The sequence below is a fragment of the Pseudomonas jinjuensis genome, assembly GCF_900103845.1.
GTDB classification, from domain to species: Bacteria; Pseudomonadota; Gammaproteobacteria; order Pseudomonadales; family Pseudomonadaceae; genus Pseudomonas; species Pseudomonas jinjuensis.
This window is the reverse complement of the sequence record NZ_FNIJ01000026.1, coordinates 1-16095: the sequence shown is the minus strand read 5'-3', so window position 1 is coordinate 16095 and position 16095 is coordinate 1. Positions and strand designations below refer to the sequence as shown.

Annotated in this window: 15 protein-coding genes; 7 read left to right on the top strand and 8 right to left on the bottom strand. The window is 68.3% G+C overall.

The features are described 5' to 3' along the window. Positions 1-7: 7 nt before the first annotated feature. From BLR75_RS25695 to BLR75_RS25685, 3 genes are read left to right on the top strand one after another with little or no spacing between them, the layout of a single operon-like run. A complete protein-coding gene (locus BLR75_RS25695) occupies positions 8-1138 on the top strand; it encodes an acyl-CoA dehydrogenase family protein (RefSeq protein ID WP_084315180.1) in 1131 nt (376 codons plus the stop codon). Positions 1139-1170: 32 nt separating this feature from the next. Then, entirely contained in the window at positions 1171-2271 is a 1101-nt protein-coding gene (locus BLR75_RS25690) for a dienelactone hydrolase family protein (protein ID WP_084315182.1), read from the top strand. 27 nt (positions 2272-2298) lie between these two features. Next, a complete protein-coding gene (locus tag BLR75_RS25685; protein ID WP_084315184.1) occupies positions 2299-3972 on the top strand; it encodes a class I adenylate-forming enzyme family protein in 1674 nt (557 codons plus the stop codon). Between the two features lie 138 nt (positions 3973-4110). Here the strand turns inward: BLR75_RS25685 and otsA are convergent, their stop codons facing one another. The 7 genes from otsA to BLR75_RS25650 all read right to left on the bottom strand — a co-directional run bounded on the left by otsA (position 4111) and on the right by BLR75_RS25650 (position 12736). Further along, complete coding sequence (gene otsA / locus BLR75_RS25680) at positions 4111-5523, bottom strand: alpha,alpha-trehalose-phosphate synthase (UDP-forming) (RefSeq protein WP_084315186.1); 1413 nt, start codon at positions 5521-5523, stop codon at positions 4111-4113. Then, a complete protein-coding gene (locus BLR75_RS25675) occupies positions 5508-7304 on the bottom strand; it encodes a glycoside hydrolase family 15 protein (protein ID WP_084315188.1) in 1797 nt (598 codons plus the stop codon). The genes otsA and BLR75_RS25675 overlap by 16 nt, the downstream gene beginning before the upstream one ends. Continuing rightward, on the bottom strand, positions 7301-8122 hold the full coding sequence (otsB, locus tag BLR75_RS25670; RefSeq protein ID WP_084315190.1) for a trehalose-phosphatase: 822 nt from the start codon (positions 8120-8122) through the stop codon (positions 7301-7303). The genes BLR75_RS25675 and otsB overlap by 4 nt, the downstream gene beginning before the upstream one ends. Before the next feature lie 199 nt (positions 8123-8321). Then, the gene (locus BLR75_RS25665) at positions 8322-9152 is read right to left on the bottom strand and encodes an SDR family NAD(P)-dependent oxidoreductase (RefSeq protein WP_084315192.1); all 831 of its coding nucleotides are present in this window, start codon (positions 9150-9152) and stop codon (positions 8322-8324) included. 58 nt (positions 9153-9210) lie between these two features. Continuing rightward, the gene (locus tag BLR75_RS25660) at positions 9211-10395 is read right to left on the bottom strand and encodes a lipid-transfer protein (RefSeq protein WP_084315194.1); all 1185 of its coding nucleotides are present in this window, start codon (positions 10393-10395) and stop codon (positions 9211-9213) included. Between the two features lie 80 nt (positions 10396-10475). Further along, a complete protein-coding gene (locus BLR75_RS25655; RefSeq protein WP_084315196.1) occupies positions 10476-11597 on the bottom strand; it encodes an acyl-CoA dehydrogenase family protein in 1122 nt (373 codons plus the stop codon). Beyond that, positions 11594-12736 (bottom strand): acyl-CoA dehydrogenase family protein, encoded by a 1143-nt coding sequence (locus BLR75_RS25650; RefSeq protein WP_084315198.1) that lies wholly within the window; start codon positions 12734-12736, stop codon positions 11594-11596. The genes BLR75_RS25655 and BLR75_RS25650 overlap by 4 nt, the downstream gene beginning before the upstream one ends. Before the next feature lie 111 nt (positions 12737-12847). Between BLR75_RS25650 and BLR75_RS25645 the strand changes: the two genes are divergently transcribed. The 4 genes from BLR75_RS25645 to BLR75_RS27235 all read left to right on the top strand — a co-directional run bounded on the left by BLR75_RS25645 (position 12848) and on the right by BLR75_RS27235 (position 15807). Continuing rightward, positions 12848-13630, top strand: coding sequence for an enoyl-CoA hydratase/isomerase family protein (locus BLR75_RS25645; RefSeq protein ID WP_084315200.1), 783 nt, complete (start codon positions 12848-12850; stop codon positions 13628-13630). 10 nt (positions 13631-13640) lie between these two features. Beyond that, positions 13641-14282: a TetR/AcrR family transcriptional regulator gene (locus tag BLR75_RS25640; protein WP_084315202.1), complete on the top strand. Its 642-nt coding sequence runs from the start codon at positions 13641-13643 to the stop codon at positions 14280-14282. A 16-nt stretch (positions 14283-14298) separates the two neighbouring features. Continuing rightward, entirely contained in the window at positions 14299-15513 is a 1215-nt protein-coding gene (locus BLR75_RS25635; protein ID WP_084315204.1) for a CaiB/BaiF CoA transferase family protein, read from the top strand. 171 nt (positions 15514-15684) lie between these two features. Next, the gene (locus BLR75_RS27235; RefSeq protein WP_281246569.1) at positions 15685-15807 is read left to right on the top strand and encodes a hypothetical protein; all 123 of its coding nucleotides are present in this window, start codon (positions 15685-15687) and stop codon (positions 15805-15807) included. A 158-nt stretch (positions 15808-15965) separates the two neighbouring features. Here the strand turns inward: BLR75_RS27235 and BLR75_RS27145 are convergent. After that, positions 15966-16095, bottom strand: a 130-nt coding sequence (locus BLR75_RS27145; protein WP_245726196.1) for a hypothetical protein, incomplete at its 5' end; no start/stop codon positions are given.

Below are 16095 nucleotides of genomic sequence, written 5' to 3'. Positions count from 1 at the left end.
GCGCGCCGTGAGTCTTATCTACAGCGACGACCAGATTCAGCTCAAGGACAGCGCACGGGACTTCCTCGCCGCGCGTTCGCCGGTGGCCGTTCAGCGCCGCCTGCGCGACCAGCCGGAAGCCTGCGGTTTCGACCGCGAAGTATGGGCCGGCATGCGTGAACTGGGCTGGAGCGCGGTGGCCTTCAGCGAAGCCGATGGTGGCCTGGAGTTCGGCTTTGCCGGCTTCGCACCGCTGTTCGAGGAGATCGGCCGCAATCTCGCGGTGTCTCCGCTGCTCAGCTCTGTGGTGCTGTCCGGCGCCCTGGTCGAGCAGTTGGCCGACGACGAGAAACGCCAGGAACTGATTCCGCAACTGATTGGTGGCGACCTGCGCCTGGCGCTGGCCCACGACAGCCAGCACCGTCATGCCACGCAGGTGGCCGGTGTCAGCGCGAATCGCGATGCCGATGGCTACGTCCTGCGCGGCGAGAAGAGCTGGGTGGTCGATGGCGCCGAAGCGGACGGCTGGCTGGTAACGGCGCGGCTGGAGCAGGGCGGCGAAGCGGTCTTCCTCATTCCCGCCGGTACTCCGGGTGTGCAGGTGCAGCGCCTGCAGCTGATCGACGCGCGCAATCACATCGCCCTGAAGCTGGATGACGTGCGCCTGCCGTTCTCCGCGCGCCTCGGTGAGGACAATCCGCACGAGGCCATCGATCTGGCCCTCGACCGTGGCCGCGCCTGCCTGGCGGCCGAACTGCTCGGCGCATGCGAGAGCATGTTCGCCATGACCGTCGAGTATCTGAAGACCCGCGTGCAGTTCGGCGTACCCATCGGCAGCTTCCAGGCCCTGCAGCATCGCGCCGCGCGGCTGTTCGTCGACCTGCAGCTGGCACGCAGCGCGGTGATGGCCGCTTTCGAAGCTCTGGACTGCAACGCGACGTCCGCTGGCGAGCGTCGTCGCCTGGTCAGCCTGGCGAAGTGGAAGACCAACGAGGCCGCGCAGAAGATCAGCAACGAGGCAGTGCAGATGCATGGTGGCATTGGCGTCACCGATGAGTACGATCTCGGCTTGTTCCTCAAGCGTGTGCGTGTGGCGCAGGCCTGCCTGGGCGACAGCGACTTCCACTGCCAGCGCTATGCCGAGAACCTGAACGACTGAATCCAGACCACGATCTGACAAGGACAACAACAATGATCCGCAAAACCTTGCCTGTGCTGGCCCTTGCCGGCCTGTTGCTGACTGCCAATGCCCAGGCGCAGAGCGCATCGGCGTTGCCTTCCATCACTCCGCTGCCGGAGAAGGTCGCGGCCACCGCACTGGCCGCCGACACCCAGGGCGTGGTGCGCTTCGACTCGCGCACGCCGTTCGACCTGGATGTCATGCTCAAGCACTACGACCAGGCCGCGCCCTACAGCGGGCTGGGCCACCTGTTCCTGCCCAAGGGCGCCAGCGCGAAGCACAAGGTGCCGGCGATGGTCATCCTGCCGGGCAGCGGTGGCATCAAGGACGGCCGCGAGATGGCGTACGGCAAGCTGCTCAGCGAGCAGGGCTACGCGGCGATCATCATCGACTACTACAGCCCGCGCGGGGTGACGGAGGATGCGCCTTACGCTCTCAAGGCGAGCACCGTCTCCGAATTCGATGTGGTCGCCGACGCCTACGCGGCGCTGCGCATGCTCAACCAGCATCCTGCGGTGGACGCCAGGCGCATCGGCGTGATGGGCTTCTCCCGTGGTGGCATCGCCACCCGCCTGGCGATGGACGAGCGCATCAAGTCCGCGCTGGCTGCTGATCTGCCGGGCTTTGCGCTGCATGTCGACTACTACGGTCCGTGCTTCCAGGAGTTCGGCACCAGCAAGACCACTGGCGCACCGCTGCTCAGCCTGCGCGGTGCGGCGGACGTCACCAACGACCTCGAGCAGTGCGCGCGTCGCGAGCACCAGCTGCGCCTGGGCGGCAGCAAGGTGGGCTCGCAGATCTACGCCGACGCCGGCCACTCGTGGGAGAACCTCGAAGCACGCCACACCAACGACCTCACCTACGTGAATGGCTGCGATGTGGTCTACGACGAGGGCGGCATGCCGACGATCGCCGGCAGGACGATGATCCCGGCCAGCACGCCGCTGGATCGTGCCAGCCGCTTCCAGCTGCGCATCACCAGTGGGCGGTACTACGTGGGCTGCCTGCACAAGGGCTACATTGTCGGCCGCGACGAACCGGTCAAACAGGAAAGTGATCGCCAGCTGATCGGTTTCCTCGATCAGGTATTCAATGGCGCGAAGCATTACTGAACCGGCACGGCAGCGAGAGATGACACAATGAGTACACCACCCATCGCCAACTGGCTCGCGTCCTGGCAGCAACTGCTGTCGGAACCGTCGCCCTTCGCCCTGCACACCGACGCGCACGGTCTGCGCGCGTTCGCCAAGGCCCCGGTCAATCTGGTCGAGGCGCTGCAGGCGGGGCGCGTGCACGGCGATAGACCGTTCCTGCTGTGGCAGGAGCAGGAATACAGCTTCGCGCGCTTCTTCGAGGTCGCCGACCGCCTCACCGCGGCCTTTCAGCAGGTGCTGCATGTCCGTCCGGGACAGCGGGTGGCCATCGCCATGCGCAACCGTCCTGAGTGGATGCTGGCATTCGTCGCCGCCGCCCAGGCCGGGGCGATTCCCGTCCCGCTGAACAGCTGGGGCCTGCATGACGAACTGCTGCATGCGGTGCGTGATGCCGGCGCCGCGGTGCTGGTCTGCGATGCGCCGCGCTACGAGCTGATGGCGGCCGGACTGGCTGAAGATTGCCAGGTCCTGCTGGTGGACGACGAACCTGCCGCGTCCGGCGTGAACGGCTGGAATGCGCTGCTGCAGCGCGAACTGGCACCGATGCAACTGGCCCAGCCGCAACCGGACGACCCGGCGCTGATCCTGTACACCTCCGGCACCACCAGCCGCGCCAAGGGCGTGCTGTCGCGCCATCACGCGGTGACCCAGTCGCTCTACAGCCTGGAGTTCCAGGGTGCCTTCGCCGGCATGAGTTCGCCGGAGCGGATCAAGCCGATCATCGCCTCGGGGTTCGCTCCCTCGGCGCTGCTGGCCTTCCCGCTGTTCCACGTCAGCGGCCTGTATTCCCAGTTCCTCAATGCCCTGCGCGTTGGCCGGCGGCTGGTGATCCTCTACAAGTGGGACGTGGACGAAGCGCTGCGGATCATTCGCGAGCAGCGCTGCACCCAGTTCAACGGCGCGCCGACCATGATGCAGCAACTGTTGTCCCATCCCGGGTTCGGCAGCACGGAATCGCTGTTTTCCCTCGGCCTTGGCGGCGGCGCGGCATCCGCTGCGTTACTCGACGGCCTGCTGAAGATCAAGCCGATGGCCATGGCCGGCACCGGCTACGGCATGACGGAGAGCAACGGCATCGGCGCCGCGCATTCCGGCGAGCAGTTCGTGAATTTCCCTGACAGTGCCGGCTGGCCGTTGCCGCTGGTGGAACTGGTGATCGGGGAGCATCCCTCGCAGCCGTTGCCGGCGGGTGAGGCGGGTCCGATCTGGCTGCGTTCGTCGACGCTGATGGACGGCTACTGGCAGCTCCCGCAGGAAACCGCCGAAACACTGGTGGACGGCTGGCTGCACAGCGGCGACGTCGGCTACCTGGACGAGCACGGCATGCTCTACATCACCGACCGCATCAAGGACATCATCATCCGCGGCGGCGAGAACATCTCCGCGCTGGAGGTGGAACACAACGCCGTCGAACACCCGGACGTGCTGGAAGCCGCCGTGTTCGCCCTACCCGACGAGCAGTTCGGCGAGTGCGTGGCGATGGTCGCCCGGGTGAACGGTTCGCACGTCACGCCGGAGGATCTGCAGGACTTCCTGCAGCGCCGCATCGCCGGCTACAAGGTGCCGGTGCAGATCTGGCTCACCAACCAGCCCCTGCAGCGCAATGCCACCGGCAAGCTGCAGAAGCCGCTGATCCGCCAGGCGTTCGCCGGCATCTGAGCGAGCGCGATGACGGCGTCGTGCAGTGCCGTAGGGTGGATCAGCTCCATCGATCCACCATGGCCGCGCATGCGGCCCCGCAATGGTGGATGAAAAGAACCTCATCCACCCTGCGTCCGCCCGATCCCGTCATCCCGCTCAGCCGGCCATGAACCGGCTCGACAGCCAGTTCATCGTGCGCCCGGGCCGTGTCAGGGCTTCGATGAAGCTCGTGCCCCAGTAGCGGATGTGGTTGGCCTCCAGCACGGAATACATTTCCTGGTGGCGGGCCTGGCGTTCCTCCAGCGGCATGAGCAGCGCGGTATTGATGGCGTCGGCCAGGGCGTCGCGGTCGTGCGGGTTGATGATGAGCGCGGCGCCCAGTTCAGCGGCGGCGCCGGCGAACTGCGAGAGGATCAGCACGCCGGGGTCGGCCGGGTCCTGGGCGGCGACGAATTCCTTGGCCACCAGGTTCATCCCGTCGCGCAGGGGCGTGACCAGGCCGACGCGCGCCATGCGCATGACCATGGCGATGTCCTCGCGCTGGTGCGTGCGGCTCACGTAGCGCAGCGGCACCCAGGAAACCGCGCCGAAGCGGCCGTTGATGTGGCCGACCTTGGCGTTGACCATCGCATCGATCTCGGCGTACTCGGGAATGTCCTGGCGGCTGCCGGGAGCGATCTGCAGGTAGGTGACCCGGCTGTGCCACTCGGGATATTTCTCCAGCAGGCGTTCGTAGCCGTCGAGCCGGTTGACGATGCCCTTCGAATAGTCGAGGCGGTCCACTCCCACCAGCAGGGCCCGGCCGACCAGGCTTTCCTGCAGTTCGACGGCGCAGGGGGATTGGGCTGCGGACTCCGCCAGCCTGCGGAAGCCATCGGTGTCGACGCCCACCGGGAACACGCCGACGCGGAAGTTGTGCGGACCGAGGTGGTAGCGTCGCCCGTCCGGCGTCGCCGCGCCGAGTACGCGGGTCAGGTAGCGGGCGAAGTTGGCGGCGTCGTTCTCGGTCTGGAAGCCGATCAGGTCGTATTCGGTGAGGGCCCGGACCAGCTCGGTATGGTGGGGCAGGGCGGTCAGGATGTCGGGCGGCGGCATCGGGATGTGCAGGAAGAAGCCGATGCGGTTGGCGTGGCCGCGGGCGCGCAGGGCCTGGGCGAGGGGAATCAGGTGGTAGTCGTGCACCCAGAGGATGTCGTCCGCTTCCAGCAGCGGGCCCAGGCGTTCGGCGAAGAACTCGTTGACGCGCAGGTAGCCGCCGAAGTCCGCCTCGTTGAACTCCGCGAGGTCCAGCCGGTAATGCAGGATCGGCCACAGCACGCGGTTGGCGAAGCCGTTGTAGTACTCCTGGAAGTCGTGCGGACGCACGTCGGTGAGGATGTACCTCATGTTGCCGCGCTCGATGGTGGTGAGCGCCGGCGGCTCATCCTGCACCTGGCCGCTCCAGCCGAACCAGAGCCCGCTGCGCTCGCGCATGGTCGCTTCCACCGCGACGGCGAGCCCCCCGGGGGCGAAGGCGCTTCCCTCGTCGGGTATCGCCACCCGGTTGGAGATCACTACGAGTCGAGGCATAGACCTTCCTCCCAGCGGATGGACAGGCGCATGGCCGAATTGATCAGGCCCGCCATCGAGTAGGTCTGGGGAATGTTTCCCCACAGTTCGCCGGTGTGCGGCTGGAGGTCCTCCGAGAGCAGTCCGTAGCTGTTGCGCGCCGCCACCAGCTCGGCATACAGCGCGCGGGCCTGGTCGCGGCGGCCGATGGCGTCCAGGGCGTCCAGGTACCAGAACTTGACCACCAGGAAGGCCGTCTCGGGGACGCCGAAGTCGTCGGCCGTGGCATAGCGCAGCAGGTGGCCGTTGACGTTCAGCTCGCGCCCGATGCATTCGACCGTGGCGATGAAGCGCGGGTCGCTGGCCTCGATGATGCCGAGTTCGTGCATCAGCAGGACGCTGGCGTCCAGGTCGTCCAGGCCGAAGCTGCCGGTGAAGCACTGGCGGCGCTCGCTCCAGGCGTCGCGCAGGATCTGCTCCCGCAGGCGCCGCGCCTCCCCGCGCCAGGTTTCGGTCTTCTGGCTGTAGCCGAGCCGCCCGGCGATGCGCGCGACCCGGTCGCAGGCCGCCCAGCAGAGCAGCGCCGAGTGCGTGTGCACGCGTTTGCGGCCGCGATATTCCCAGATGCCGGCATCCGGCACGAAGGCGGTGCGGGCGGCCCGCCCGGCGAGCGATTCGAGCAGGCGCAGCATGCCCTCGCCACTCGGCGTGGGGAGGCGCTGGTCGACGAAGCTCTGCAGCACCGCCAGCACCACGGAACCGAAGACGTCGTGCTGGACCTGTTCCACCGCCTGGTTGCCGACCCGTACCGGCGCGTGGCCGAGGAAGCCGGCGAGGTCGGGCTCGATGCGTTCCGTGAGGTCCAGGTCGGGGACGATGCCATACAGCGGCCGCAGGTCGGCATCACCGGTGGCTACCGTGGCGATGAAGTCGACGTAGTGCTCCATGGTCTTGGTCGCGCCCAGGCGATTGAGCGCGAGGATCACGAAGTAGGCGTCGCGCAGCCAGCAGTAGCGGTAGTCCCAGTTGCGCTGGGTGCCGGGCGCCTCGGGGATGGAAGTGGTCACCGCGGCGATGATGGCGCCGGTTTCCTCGAAGTTGCACAGCTTGAGGGTGATGGCGGCGCGGATCACCACGTCCTGCCACTCGAAGGGAATCGCCAGGGAACGCACCCATTCGTGCCAGTGGGTATCGGTGCGCTTGAGGAAGTCCCTGACCACTTCTTCCGGCGCGTCGTCCAGCGGCTCGTCGACGCCGATCACCATGCTGATCGGGCGCCTGAGCACGAAGGGCGTCTCGTGCTGGATGTAGGACAGCGGCGCGTCGGTGGTCAGGCGGATGGGCTCGGCACCGCCCAGGTAGCGGATATGGTTGGAGCCGGCGACGGCATGGCAGGGCTTGCCGTAGCCGTGGGTCGGACGGACGCGCAGGGTCACCCGGGGCAGCCCCTGCAGCGGCTCGATCAGCCGGCACAGCTGCGCCGGGCGGAAATGGCGGCCGTACTGGGGAAAGCGCGGGGCGAAATCGGTGATGCGCACGACGTTGCCGGCTTCGTCGCGGAGGGTGGTGGCGATGATCGCCGTGTTGCGCACGTACTCCGAATGGCTGCTGTTCATGCCGGTGAGCAGGCAGTCGCTGAAGCCCTTTTCCTCGTCGCCGGCGAGCAGTCGCGAAAAGGCCGGGTCGCCATCGAAGTTCGGGTAGCACCACCAGACCAGCCGTCCCAGTGTGTTCACCAGGGCGGCGACGCGGCAGTTGCCGATCAGCCCGAGTTCCAGTGCGCCATGGTGCGGGGTGGTCATCGTGCCATTCCTCCAGCCAGGTGGATGAGTGCCGAACGTACCGCTGCCGCGTCGGCGAAGGCGGCGCGCGCGCCCGGCAACAGGCGCCCGACCGACAGGCCCAGTCCGCCGATGGCGGGCATCAGGGCGACGGCGGGCTCGTCGGTCAGGTCGTCGCCGATGAACAGCGGCCGTCTCCCGGCGAATGGCGTGATGCCGAGGAAACGCCGGATCGCCAGGGCCTTGTCGCAGCCATGGGCGATCACCTCGAACACCATCTTGCCGGGCAGCAGGTGCAATCCCGCGTTCCCCGGCTCGCCCAGCAGGCTGCCCAGGGCGGCGGCGAGGGAGTCTCCGGCGTCCGGCGCGGCGCGGTAGTGCAGGGCGAAGCTGCTGCCCTTGTCTTCGGTGAGAACGCCGGGGTGCGCGCGGGCGAGGGCATGCAGGCGCCCGCGCAGGGCGGCGTCGATGACCGCTTCGGTCTCCTCGCGCAGCATGGCGTCGGCGCGTGCGCGCCAGTGGGCCCCGTGGCAGCCGCACGCGGGCAGCAGCAGGGGCGAGAAGAGGCGGTCGAGATCGTCGACCGGGCGTCCGCTGACCAGGGCCAGGGCGCCGCCGAGCCGCTGATGCAGGATTTCCAGGGCCGCCGACAGCTCGCGCGGTACCTGTACCGCATCGGGGGTGTCGGCTATGTCCAGCAGGGTGCCGTCGACATCGAGGAACAGCGCGCAGGCCTGGCTGTGCTCGCTCAGCCAATCCTCCAGCAGGGCGCTTGCGGATGCATCGCAGCGCAAGGCCGTGGCCGTGTCGACTTGCCCCTGAGCGATCGAACTGCGCATGGGCCAGTCTCCACCTTGCAGGTTTCGCCGCTGCATTCCAGCCGGGGGCAGCGACCGTGAGGAGAGGCCCTAAGGCTAGCACACAATGCCGGCGGGCCGGCCGGAGCGGTTCGGACGGTCGGCGACCGGCCTGGATGGAAGGCGCGCCCGCTCCGGGCGCGCCAGGCTTCGATGATCGATCGGCGGGGGCGCCGTCCGATCAGAAGCCGCCGCGGCCGCCGCCGCAGATGATGGTCTGGCCGGAAACGAAGTTGGCTTCGGGAATGCAGAACATGAACACCGAGCCGGCGGCTTCTTCCGCGGTGCCGAAGCGGCCCAGCGGAGTGTCGCGGTAGACGGCGGCGATGCGGTCCGGGTGGACGCCGACCTTGATGTCGCGGCCTTCCACCGCCACGGTCTTCTCTTCGGTGGTCGGCTGGGTCAGGCGGGTCTCGATGGCGCCGAAGGCAACGCAGTTGACGTTGACGTTCAGGCGGCCCCATTCCTTGGCCATGGTCTTGGTCATGCCCATGATGCCGGCCTTGGCGGCGGAATAGTTGATCTGGCCGGCGTTGCCCTGGGTACCGGAAACGGAGGAGATGTTGACCACCTTGCGGTACACCACTTCACCGCGCTCGGCTTCGGCCTTGCTCGCTTCGCGGAAGTACGGATAGGCGGCCTTCAGTAGCAGGAACGGGGCCTTCAGGTGGCAGTCGACGACGGCGTCCCACTGCTCTTCCGACATCTTCTGGATCACGTTGTCCCAGGTGAAGCCGGCGTTGTTGATGATGATGTCGAGACGGCCGAAGGCATCCAGGGCGGTCTTCACGCAGCGTTCGCCGAAGTCCGGGGCGACCACGTTGCCGCAGCAGGTAACGGCTTCACCGCCGAGGGCGCGGATTTCCGCAACCACTTCGTCGGCCGGGCCCTGGTCGAGGTCGTTGACCACCACCTTGGCGCCTTCGCTGACGAACTTCAGGGCGATGGCGCGGCCGATGCCGCGGCCGGAACCGGTAACGATGGCGACTTTGCCGTCGAGTTTCTTGCTCATGGTGTTTTCCTGTCTGGAAGGGTGAAGCGGCCGCGAGGAACGCGGCCGCGCTGCCGAATCAGTTCTTGCCGAACATGGTGACGACGCAGGCGCCGCCCAGGCCGAGGTTGTGCTGCAGGGCGATGTTCAGGCCTTCGACCTGACGGGCGCCGGCGGTGCCGCGCAGCTGGTGGGTCAGCTCGTAGCACTGCGCCAGGCCGGTGGCGCCCAGCGGGTGGCCCTTGGACAGCAGGCCGCCGGACGGGTTGGTGACCACGCGGCCGCCGTAGGTGTTGTCGCCGTCGAGGACGAACTTCTCCGCGCCGCCGATCGGGCACAGGCCGAGGGCTTCGTAGGTCAGCAGTTCGTTGTGGGCGAAGCAGTCGTGCAGTTCCACGGCGCGGATGTCCTGCGGACCGAAGCCGGACTTCTCGTAGACCTTCTGCGCGGCGGCCTGGGCCATCTGGAAGCCGACGTAGCTGATCATCGACGGCGGGTCGAAGGATTCCACCGGGTCGGTGGTCAGCGCCTGGGCGAGGATGGCGACGTCGGTGCGCAGGCCGTGCTTCCTGGCGAAGGCTTCCGAGCAGACGATCGCCGCGGCGGCGCCGCAGGTCGGCGGGCAGGCCATCAGGCGGGTCATCACGCCCGGCCACATCACGGTGTCGTTCATCACGTCTTCGGTGGTGACGACCTTCTTGAACAGCGCCAGCGGGTTGTTGGCGGCATGGCGGCTGGCCTTGGCGCGGATCGCGGCGAAGGTTTCCATCTTCGTGCCGTACTTCTGCATGTGCTCGCGGCCGGCGCCGCCGAAGGTGCGCAGCGGGCCGGGAACGTCGGCGGCGTCGGCGGTCAGCTGCTCGACGATCGGCAGGAAGCGGGCGCGGGTGACGGGGCGGTCGTCCCAGTTGGACTTCAGCGAGCCCGGGCGCATCTGCTCGAAGCCGAGGGCCAGCACGCAGTCGGCCTGGCCGCTTTCGACGGCGGCGCGGGCGAGGTACAGGGCGGTGGAGCCGGTGGAGCAGTTGTTGTTGACGTTGATGATCGGGATGCCGGTCCGGCCCACCTCGTAGATCGCGGTCTGGCCGCAGGTGGAATCGCCGTAGACGTAGCCGGCGAAGGCCATCTGCACCTTGTCGTAGCCGATGCCGGCGTCCTGCAGGGCCAGGCGCAGCGCTTCGGCGCCCATGTCGGTGTAGCTGGCGCTGGCGCCCGGCTTGGTGAAGGGGATCATGCCGACGCCGGCAACGATGACTTTGCTCATGGAGCTCTCCTCAGGGGTGGCTCGCCGTGGCGAACCGGAACGATGTCGATGAACCCCGCCCGCAGGGGGCGGGGCGGTGTTCAGAGGCTGCGGGCGGTGATGCCTTGCCAGAATCCGGCGGAGCCGGCGGCGATGGCGGATTCGCCGAGCACGCGCGCCCACTGGGCGTCGCTGCCGAACTCGTCGCGCCAGGACCACAGGCGGCGGGTGGCGAAGTGCAGGGTGTGTTCGTGGGTGAAGCCGATGGCGCCATGCACCTGGTGCGCCACCGAGCAGGCCAGGCTGGCCGCTTCGCCGGCGCAGACCTTGGCGACGGCGACGTCGAAGGCCAGGGAGCTGCGGCTGCCCGCTTCGGCGCCCATCGCTTCGGTGGCGCTGCGCAGGGCGATCTGCACGGCCATGCGCGCGGCGCCGATGGAACCGGCCATCTGCGCCAGGTACTGCTGCAGCGCCTGCTGCTTGCCGATCGGCTTGCCGAACTGGACGCGCTCGTTGGCGTACTGCACCGCCTTGTCCAGGCTCGATTCGAGGGCGCCGACCAGCATGCAGGAGCGCACCAGTGCGCCGAGCAGCCAGACCGGTTCGGCGATGTCGGCCAGTTGCAGGTCGCCGCGGGCGGACACTGCCGCCTGGCTGAACACCAGGGTGTCGCGTTCCTCGCCGGCGAAGTTGCTGCCGGCTTCCAGCGCGATGGCCGCCTGGCGCAGGTCGACCAGGGCGATGCGGCCGGCATCGGCGACTACCGCCCAGCGGCTGCTGCGCGCCCAGGGCACGCTGACCACGCGGCCGTCCAGCTGCCTGCCGTCGCCGGAGAGGCGCAGGTCGCCGAGGCGGCCGGCCTGGATCAGGCTGATCGCGCCTTCCGGCACTTCCAGTCCGGCGCGGGCCAGCAGCAGCGAGGCGAGCATGGTCTCGCCGAGGGCCAGCGGCGCCTGCCAGTAGCCGATGGCGCGCAGCACCGGGCTGGCGTCGAGCCAGCTGGCGCCGCTGCCGCCGGCATCTTCCGGGACCAGCGCGCCGGGCAGGCCGTTGTCCAGCACCATCCGCCACAGGTCATCGGCGGCGTGGCCGGCATCGAAGCTGGCGAGCAGGGTAGGGGTGACCTGTTCGGCGAACAGGCGCTCGACGCTGTCGGCGATCATGGTTTGCAGTTCGGAGGGGGCGCTGTCGTCCGCCACCGGGAGATCGAGTGCTTCGCTCATCGCAGTCCAAGTCCTCTGGCAATGATGCCGCGGAGAATTTCGCGGGTGCCGCCACGCAGGGAGAAGGACGGGGCGGTCTGGGTTACGTAACGCATCACCTGGTCGAGGTTCGAACCGGGCTCGCGGATGCCGCCGAACAGGTCGTGGGCGATGTCCGGCAGCGACTGTTCGAGTACGGCGCCCTGGTCCTTGACCAGCGCGGCCGGGGTGGCCGGGTTCTCGCCGCGGGCGAGCATGCCGGCGACGCCGAGGGACATCTGCCGCAGCACGGCGTAGCGAGCCGCCACGCGGCCGAGCGTCACCGCCTGGTGCGAATCCTGCGGATCGGCGGCGTCGAGCATTTCCAGATAGAGCTGGGTGCTGGACAGGTAGCGTTCCGGGCCGCTGCGCTCCAGCGCCAGTTCGGCGCCGACCTGCTTCCAGCCGTCGCCCGGGTTGCCGATCACGTGGTCGTCGGCAACGAAGACGTTGTCCAGGAACACCTCGTTGAAGTCGTGTTCGCCGAGCATGTTGTAGATCGGCCGCACGGTGACGCCCGCAGACTTCATGTCGACCAGGAACTGCGAGAGGCCGGCGTGGCGGTTCTGCTCGTCGCGCGGGGCGGTGCGCAGCAGGGTGACCATGTACTGCGCGCGCTGGGCGCCGGTGGTCCAGATCTTCTGGCCGGTGACGCGCCAGCCGCCGTCGACCTTCTCGGCGCGGGTGCGCACTGCGGCGAGGTCGGAGCCGACGTCCGGCTCGCTCATGCCGATGCCGCAGTAGATCTCGCCGCGGGCGATGCCGGGGCAGATCTTCGGCGCCAGGTTGTCCGGCGAGAACTTCATCAGCAGCGGGCCGCTCTGGCGTTCGGCGATCCAGTGGGCATTCACCGGCGCGCCCGCGGCCAGCAGTTCTTCCAGCACCACGTAGCGCTCCAGGGCGCTGCGCTCATGGCCGCCGTAGCGTTTCGGCCAGGTCATGCCGAGCCAGCCGCGTTCGCCCAGCTTGCGGCTGAAGGCTTCGTCGGCGCCGTTCCAGTTCTTGGCGCGCTCGGCGGGGGGAAGGTCTTTCAGGGCGTCGGCGAGGAACGCCCTGACTTCGGCGCGGAGGGCGTCGGTGCGGGCGTCGAGACGACAGGGTTGGATCGTGAGGGCCTGCATGGGCGTGAGACTCTTGGGGTGAGTTAATAAACTTGCTTGTCAGCTAGCAAGCAAATAACCTAACAGCATCCTTCACCGCACAGCAAGCGCCCGTTATCCCCAGGAGCCCCCATGACCACCGCCTTCACCCCCGGACGCGGCCTGAGCCTCGAGCTGAACGGCCATATCGCCACCCTGACCTTCAGCCGTCCGCCGCTGAATTTCTTCGACAAGGACCTGATCATGGATCTGGTCGCAGCGCTGGAGCATCTGGACCAGGTACCGGAGTGCCGGGTGACCATCCTCCAGGCCGAGGGCAAGACCTTCTGCGCCGGCGCCGACTTCACCGGCTCGGAGGAAACCAAAGACCCGCAGTTCCCGCGTCGCCTGTACAAGTTCGCCGTGCGCCTGTTCCGCATCCGCAAGCCGGTGATCACCGTGGTGGAGGGGGCGGCGATCGGCGGCGGGCTGGGCCTGGCGCTGTTCGGCGATTTCCGCGTGACCAGCGCGAAGGCGCGTTTCTCGGCCAACTTCAACCGCCTCGGCATCCACCAGGGCTTCGGCATCTCGGTGACCCTGCCGCGCGTGGTCGGGGTGCAGATGGCCTCGCTGCTGATCGCCACCGGCCGCCGCATCGACGGCGTCGAGGCGGTGCGCATCGGCCTCGCCGACGTACTTGCCGAGCCGGGCGAAGAACGTCAGGCTGCGCGGGCGCTGGCCCAGGAGATCGCCCTCTCCGCCCCCCTGGCAGTGATGTCCAGCCGCGAGACGCTGCGCATGGGCCTGGCCGATGCGGTGGACGCCATCATCGACCGCGAGGCCTCCGAGCAGGAGTGGCAGATCCCCATGGCGGACTTCGCCGAGGGCAATCGCGCCATGGCCGAGCGCCGCGACCCCGTGTTCAAAGGCAAATAAGGACCCTTCGATGAGCAACGCCGACCAGACCCCGACCCGCCGCACCCAGACCGAACGCCGTGCCGAAGCCGAGCAGCGCCTGCTGCTGGCGGCCCGGCGGATCGTCGCGCGCAAGGGCTGGGTCGGCATGACCCTCGCCGAGGTGGGCGAGGAAGCCGGCTACAGCCGCGGTCTCGCCGCCCATCACTTCGGCAACAAGGCCGGGCTGCTGCGCGCGCTGGCCGGCTTCGTCAACACCAGCTTCATGGAGATGGTCGAGGCGGAGATCCCGCAGCGCCGTCCGGGCCTCGACACCCTGCTCGGTTTCATCAGCGTCTATCTCGGGCGCTCGGACACCGACTGGGTCAACACCCGCGCGCTGCTGGCGCTGATGGCCGAGGCGGTGACCGAGGACTCGGAAACCGTCGAGGTGCTCGGCTCCTACAACCGTTCGGTGCAGGAGTACCTGGCCCGCCAGGTGCGCACCGGCATCGCCAGCGGCGAGATCCGTCCCGGCGTCGATCCGCTGGCCACCGCCACGCTGGTGCTCGGCGCGATGCGCGGGATGATGATGCAGTACCTCCTCGATCCCGAGGCGGTGGACCTCGCCAGCTTCCAGAAGCAGTTGCTCGACTTCATCCGCATTTCCCTGGCGCCGCCGGCCGCGCCCTGAACCTTTCGAGTCCGCCATGACACCTCTCGACAAGCCTGGCCGTCCCTTGCACGGCATCCGCGTGATCGACCTCAGCAGCGTGATGTTCGGCCCCTATGCCAGCCAGTACCTCGGCGATTTCGGGGCCGACGTGATCAAGGTGGAAACGCCGCTCGGCGATTCGACCCGGCGCACCGGCGCGAGCCGCGTGGCCGACATGGCGTCCACCTATCTCAACCTCAATCGCAACAAGCGCAGCGTGGTGCTCGACCTCAAGCAGGCCGCCGGCCGCGAGTCGCTGCTGCGGCTGCTGGACGGCGCCGACGTGCTGATGCACAACATCCGCCCGCAGAAGCTCGCCGCCCTCGGGCTGGATGCCGCCGCCCTGCGCGAACGCAATCCGCGGCTGATCTGCGCCAGCCTCAACGGCTTCGGCGAGGCCGGCCCCTATGCCGGGCGGCCGGCCTACGACGACATCATCCAGGGCATGAGCGGGATGGTCGACCTGGTGCGCCGGCAGACCGGCGAGAGCCGCTACCTGCCCACCGCGGCTGCGGACAAGATCGCCGGGCTGGTGGCGGCGCAGGCGATCCTCGCCGCCCTGCTCGGGCGTGCGCAGAGCGGCCGTGGCGGCTATGTGGAAGTGCCGATGTTCGAGGTGCTGAGCAGCTTCAACCTGGTCGAGCACCTGGCCGGGCAGAGCTTCGAACCGGCGCTGGGCGAGGTGGGCTACTCGCGGATATTGAGCCGCGACCGCCGTCCCTATCCGACCCGCGACGGCCACCTGTGCGTGATGCCCTACACCGACCAGCACTGGGCGCGCTTCTTCGCCGAGGTGGGGCGCCCCGAGCTGGCCGCCGATCCGCGCTTCAGCGGCATGGCGGCGCGCACCCGGCACATCGACGAGCTGTACGCGCTGCTGGCCGGCTACCTCGTGCAGCGCAGCACCGACGAGTGGGTGCAGGCGTTGAACCGCCGCGACATTCCGGTCGCCCGGGTGAACAGCCTGGACGACCTGCTCGACGACCCGCATCTCGGTGCGGTGGGATTCTTCCAGGAACTGCCCTGCGGCGACGGCGAGGGCAGGGTGCGCCTGCCCGGCACCGGCGTGCGCTTCGACGGCAGCACCGGGCCCTTCGCGTCGCCGCCGCAACTGGGCGAGCACACCCGCGAGGTATTGGCGGAAGCGGGGTTCGTGGAGGAGGAGATCGCCCACCTGCTGAATTGCGGGGCGGCGCGGCAGCACGGCTGATGCGCCCTTGCCGCGGCGGCATTCCTCCGCATCCGCGGCAAATTTTCCCCCTGCGCCCGTGAACCAGTGCCGTGGCCGGCAGTCATAGCCCGGCGCCGGAGTCCAGCCGCTTCTCCGGCCGTTTCTCCGCGCCGTGGCGCCAGCGCCGCCGTCATCCAGCAAGAGCCGTTCATGCGCCAGACTGCCCACCTCTGCCGTTCCCTTCCGTTCATCCTCGCTGCCCTGATTCCCCTGTTCGCCAGTCCCGTCCATGCCGGCGAGGAAAGGCGGCTGCTGTCGGCCGAGGCTGTGTAAAAACGCGGCGGGTGATGAATAGCTGGATGTTGGGTTGTTTTAGCAGCGCCCAGAGGCCCCATGGGCGCTGGGCGTGTCGATCCGAGTCATTCAACTGCCTTGGGAAAGTGTGGCTCCGCGATGCTGTGCGACGGGCTCAGCGGGCCGCCAATGGAGTTTCAGGCCTTAATGGCGGCCATCAGCGCACTATTGCCCAGCAGGTTCAGCACTCGTTTGAAGTTGTAAGCGAGCACATGCAGGCTCATCTCCGTGCTCACCCGCTCGAGCGTTCGGGTGAGGAAATGGGTG

Coding starts and splice junctions, on each gene's coding strand:
- BLR75_RS25645 (WP_084315200.1), top strand. CDS start 12,848: ATGACCACCGCCTTCACCCCCGGACGCGGCCTGAGCCTCGAGCTGAAC.
- BLR75_RS25675 (WP_084315188.1), bottom strand. CDS start 7,304: ATGACCACCCCGCACCATGGCGCACTGGAACTCGGGCTGATCGGCAAC.
- otsA (WP_084315186.1), bottom strand. CDS start 5,523: ATGCCTCGACTCGTAGTGATCTCCAACCGGGTGGCGATACCCGACGAG.
- BLR75_RS27235 (WP_281246569.1), top strand. CDS start 15,685: ATGCGCCAGACTGCCCACCTCTGCCGTTCCCTTCCGTTCATCCTCGCT.
- BLR75_RS25640 (WP_084315202.1), top strand. CDS start 13,641: ATGAGCAACGCCGACCAGACCCCGACCCGCCGCACCCAGACCGAACGC.
- BLR75_RS25690 (WP_084315182.1), top strand. CDS start 1,171: ATGATCCGCAAAACCTTGCCTGTGCTGGCCCTTGCCGGCCTGTTGCTG.
- BLR75_RS25650 (WP_084315198.1), bottom strand. CDS start 12,736: ATGCAGGCCCTCACGATCCAACCCTGTCGTCTCGACGCCCGCACCGAC.
- BLR75_RS25635 (WP_084315204.1), top strand. CDS start 14,299: ATGACACCTCTCGACAAGCCTGGCCGTCCCTTGCACGGCATCCGCGTG.
- otsB (WP_084315190.1), bottom strand. CDS start 8,122: ATGCGCAGTTCGATCGCTCAGGGGCAAGTCGACACGGCCACGGCCTTG.
- BLR75_RS25665 (WP_084315192.1), bottom strand. CDS start 9,152: ATGAGCAAGAAACTCGACGGCAAAGTCGCCATCGTTACCGGTTCCGGC.
- BLR75_RS25655 (WP_084315196.1), bottom strand. CDS start 11,597: ATGAGCGAAGCACTCGATCTCCCGGTGGCGGACGACAGCGCCCCCTCC.
- BLR75_RS25685 (WP_084315184.1), top strand. CDS start 2,299: ATGAGTACACCACCCATCGCCAACTGGCTCGCGTCCTGGCAGCAACTG.
- BLR75_RS25660 (WP_084315194.1), bottom strand. CDS start 10,395: ATGAGCAAAGTCATCGTTGCCGGCGTCGGCATGATCCCCTTCACCAAG.